The following is a 4,891-nucleotide window of genomic DNA, read 5'->3' as shown; positions in this document are numbered from 1 at the left end:
GGTTTCTTGGATTATGGTCTCTGTGCGCGGGAGTCAGAAACCGGGTTTCTTCCTAAATCTCGGTAAGATGCCAAAATATCGCAGAAACCCGGTTTCTTGGATTTACTAACTGCCCCCAATTCGGGCGACATCGCGAGCGTTTTCTTCAAATGCAGCCGTCAGCGCATCATCACCGCTTAAACCCGATGCGATCGCCCTTTCAATAGCCTGCAACACCCGCTTATAATCCCTCGGCATCACCTTCACAAACACCGGCAACATCGAATCCCAATTTGCCAAAACCTTCGATGCCTTCGCACTTCCAGTCAAATCAAAATGAGTCTGAATTAACTGCCGCAAATCGCTAATTTCCTCAACATCCTCCAATTTTTCCAAATCCACCATCGACATATTGCAGCGAGTAGCAAAATCCCCCGCCTCATCCAAAATGTAAGCAACACCGCCACTCATACCCGCAGCAAAATTGCGCCCGGTTTCACCCAAAACTACAACTTTGCCGCCAGTCATGTACTCGCAACCGTGATCGCCCACACCTTCAACTACTGTATTCACGCCGGAGTTACGCACCCCAAAACGTTCGCCCGCCATCCCTCGGATGAAAACCTCGCCAGCAGTCGCGCCGTAAAGCACTACGTTACCGACAATCACGTTTTCTTCCGCGACAAAGGTAGAAGCTGGCGACGGATACAGGATGATTTTGCCGCCGCTGAGGCCCTTGCCCAAATAGTCGTTAGCTTCGCCTTCGAGCTCCAGGGTGACTCCCTTGGGCACGAATGCGCCAAAGCTTTGTCCGGCGCTGCCTTGGAAGTGCAGGTGCACCGTGTCATCCGGCAAACCTTCCCAGTGGCGTTTGGTGATTTCGTTGCCGAGAATTGTGCCGACAACGCGGTTGACATTGGTAATCGGCAGTTTGGCGTGGACTTTTTCGCCGTTTTCGATCGCACCTTTGCACAAATCCAACAACACAGTCATATCCAGGGACTTTTCCAACCCGTGATCCTGCGCCATCTGGCAATAGCGCCCGACATCCGCCCCAACCTCCGGCTGGTAAAGGATTTTCGAGAAATCCAAACCCTTAGCCTTCCAGTGTTCCACAGCTTGTTTGGCTTCCAAAACATCAGTCCGCCCCACCATTTCATTCAGCGTGCGGAAGCCCAACTGCGCCATAATTTCCCGGACTTCCTGCGCGACGAAGGTCATAAAGTTTACCGTGTGATCGGGGTCGCCGATAAAGTTTTTCCGCAGCAGCGGGTCTTGCGTCGCTACGCCCACGGGGCAAGTGTTCAGGTGGCAAACGCGCATCATAATGCAGCCCAAAGTCACCAGCGGCGCAGTCGCAAAACCGAATTCCTCAGCGCCAAGGAGTGCAGCAATTACTACATCGCGGCCGGTTTTCATTTGACCGTCAGTTTCCACGACAATCCGGCTGCGGAGATTGTTGAGTACCAAAGTCTGGTGAGTTTCCGCCAGTCCCAATTCCCAAGGTAATCCCGCGTGTTTGATCGAAGTTTGCGGCGAAGCGCCGGTTCCGCCGTCGTAGCCGGAAATCAACACGACATCGGCGTGGGCCTTCGCAACCCCGGCCGCGATCGTCCCGACTCCAACTTCCGACACGAGTTTGACGCTAATCCGCGCTTCCCGGTTGGAATTTTTCAAGTCGTGAATCAATTCGGCCAAATCTTCGATCGAATAAATGTCGTGGTGAGGAGGAGGCGAAATCAAACCCACACCCGGAGTCGAGTTCCGCACCTTGGCAATCCACGGGTATACTTTTTTACCGGGCAACTGTCCGCCTTCTCCGGGTTTCGCGCCTTGCGCCATCTTGATTTGCAGTTCCCGCGCTTGGGAAAGGTACAAGCTGGTAACGCCAAAACGCCCGGAAGCAACTTGTTTGATCGCGCTGTTTTTCGAGTCGCCCCGATCGTTCGTCCAAGTGTAGCGTTCCGTGTCTTCCCCGCCTTCACCGGTGTTCGATTTGCCGCCAATGCGGTTCATCGCGATCGCCAGAGATTCGTGGGCTTCTTTAGAAATCGAACCGTAACTCATCGCCCCTGTTTTAAAGCGTTTGAGAATAGATTCGATCGGTTCAACTTCCTCAATCGGTATCGATTCCCGCTGCTTGAATTGCAACAAACCGCGCAAGGTAAAATGCTGCTGGTTTTGTTCGTTTACCAGCCCAGAATACTGTTTGAAAAGCGTATAACTGCCCTCGCGCACCGACTTTTGCAGCGCGTGAATTGTCTGCGGACTAAACAAATGCGCCTCGCCTTCTTTCCGCCACTGATATTCGCCGCCGACATCGAGAGTATGTCCGCTGGCTGGGCGATCGGGGAAAGCGTGAGTATGGCGCAAAATTGCTTCTTGGGCGATGACTTCGAGGTCTACCCCTTCAATCCGCGAGGCTGTCCAAGCAAAGTATTTATCGACTACGGATTTGTTTAAGCCGATCGCCTCAAAAATCTGGGCGCCGCGATAACTTTGAATTGTGGAAATCCCAATTTTCGAGGCAACTTTCGTCACACCTTTAGTAGCGGCTTTGACGTAGTTTTTGCAAGCTGTTTTGTACTCGACATTTAGCAGCAATCCTTCGCGGATCGAATCGGCGATCGTCTCAAAGGCCAAATACGGATTAATCGCGCCACAACCATATCCAATTAGTGTCGCAAAGTGATGCACTTCCCTCGGTTCGCCGGATTCGAGCACGAGTCCCGCCCGCGTGCGCGTACCTTTGCGGATCAAGTGGTGGTGCAGGCCCGCAACTGCCAGCAGTGCCGGAATTGGGGCTTTGTCTGGACTGATGTCCCGATCGCTCAAAATGATGATATTCACCCCGGAGGCGATCGCGCTGTCTGCTGCTGCGAAAACCTCTTCTAAAGCCTGTTCAAGACCTTTTACCCCGCTTTTGGGGTCAAACAAAATCGGCAGTGTAATCGACCGGAAATTGCCCTCATTTACGTGTTTGAGCTTAGCTAATTCTTCATTGCTGAGAATAGGCGTTTTCAGTTCAATCAAATGACAGCTTTCGGGTTCTGGTTTGAGCAAATTGCGTTCAGCGCCGATCGTAGTTTCGGCAGAAGTTACAATTTCTTCGCGGATAGAATCGATCGGCGGATTGGTAACTTGAGCAAACAACTGCTGGAAGTATTCGTAAAGCAGTTTTGGGCGGTTGGAAAGCACCGCCAGCGGCGTATCCGCACCCATCGCGCCGACAGCTTCCACGCCATCTTTCGCCATCGGCGCTAACAGCAACCGCAGTTCTTCAAAGGTGTAGCCAAAGGCCATTTGCCGCTGCAATAATGTTTCCGGGTGGGATTCTGCTACTGCCGGCGCATCTTTCAGTTTGGCGATTTCGACCATGTGCTCGTCGATCCACTCGCGGTACGGGTGTTCCGAGGCAATTTGATGTTTAATTTCCTCGTCAGAGACGATGCGGCCTTCCTCAGTATTTACCAGGAACATCCGCCCCGGTTGCAAGCGACCTTTTGATACAATTCGTTCTGGCGCGATCGGCAAAACTCCCGCTTCCGATGCCATAATTACCAAGTCGTCTTTGGTAACGCAGTAGCGGGAAGGGCGCAAACCGTTGCGATCGAGCACGGCCCCGATCGAAGTACCGTCGGTAAATGCGATCGAAGCTGGGCCGTCCCAAGGTTCCATCAAGCAAGAATGGTATTCGTAGAAAGCTTTTTTCTCGTCACTCATGGACTCGTGGGCTGTCCAAGGTTCGGGAATCATCATCATTACGGCGTGCGGCAAAGAACGCCCGGCCAAATTCAGCAATTCCAAAGCATTGTCAAAAATCGTCGAGTCGCTGCCTTCGATATTGATTAAATTGGGGATTTTCTTTAAGTCATCGCCGAACAGTTCCGACTCGAACAGCGATTGCCGCGCGTGCATCCAGTTAATGTTGCCGCGCATCGTGTTAATTTCGCCGTTGTGGGCGATGTAGCGGTAAGGGTGCGATCGTTCCCAACTCGGAAAAGTATTCGTGCTGAAGCGCGAGTGAACCAGGGCTAGAGCGCTTTCCATGTCGGGGTCGTGCAGTTCGGGATAGTAATCGCCGACTTGCACCGGCATTAACATACCCTTGTAGACGATCGTCCGGCACGAGAGAGTGGAATTGTACCAGTAGGGGTCTGTGTTAGTCCTGCGAATCGCATTGTGAGCCCGTTTGCGGATGACGTACAGTTTCCGCTCGAAAGCCGCCTCGTCAATACCTGCAGCGCGCCGGAGGAAAACTTGCTGCATGAAGGGTTCGCTAGATTTGGCGGTGTCGCCCAGGGACGAGTTGTCCGTGGGAACATCGCGCCAGCCGAGCACTTCCTGGCCTTCTTCTGCGGCGATTTCCTCAAAAATGCGTTTGCCGTTTTCCCGTTCAGTTCGATTTGGCGATGAGTAAATCGCGCCAACGCCGTACTCGCCGGCTTCGGGAAGTTCGATGTTTAGGGCCGCCGTTACTTTCTGGAGAAACTTGTGGGGCAATTGCATTAAAATCCCCGCCCCGTCTCCGGTGTTGGGTTCGCAGCCGCACGCGCCTCGGTGGTCGAGGTTCAATAGGATTGTCAGTGCCTGCTCGACAATTTCGTGGGATTTGTTACCCTTCATGTGTACGATGAATCCGACTCCGCAAGCGTCGTGCTCGAACTGCGGATCGTACAGGCCTTGCTTTTGTGGCAGTCCGTTGTGGTTCATTTTGATGTGTCTCTCAAAGTGACGAAAATATTGCGATCTAGAGTAGAGCCTGGGATGGCGATCGCTCTAGTATCATGTATTATATGTGGATCTACTCAATTGGGTAGAGCCACCCAAAAAATCCAAGCTTTTTATATCAGAGTAAAAAAATATTTAAACCTGAGATGTTGCACCATTGTCAGCAACAGGCTTTTCGGCC

Annotated in this window: 1 protein-coding gene; it reads right to left on the bottom strand. The window is 52.4% G+C overall.

What is annotated here, in order from left to right; all coding sequences use genetic code 11:
• Positions 1 to 105: 105 nt before the first annotated feature.
• A complete protein-coding gene (gltB, locus tag QUA50_RS01695) occupies positions 106 to 4,692 on the bottom strand; it encodes a glutamate synthase large subunit (protein WP_333267157.1) in 4,587 nt (1,528 codons plus the stop codon).
• Positions 4,693 to 4,891 lie beyond the last annotated feature (199 nt).

Source organism: Microcoleus sp. M2_D5, from assembly GCF_036701935.1.
Taxonomy (GTDB): Bacteria; Cyanobacteriota; Cyanobacteriia; order Cyanobacteriales; family Microcoleaceae; genus Microcoleus.
This window is presented reverse-complemented; position numbering and strand designations above follow the sequence as displayed.

What these genes read in the sequence shown, in the direction of transcription:
- gltB (WP_333267157.1), bottom strand. Translation starts at nt 4,692, where the DNA reads ATGAACCACAACGGACTGCCACAAAAGCAAGGCCTGTACGATCCGCAG.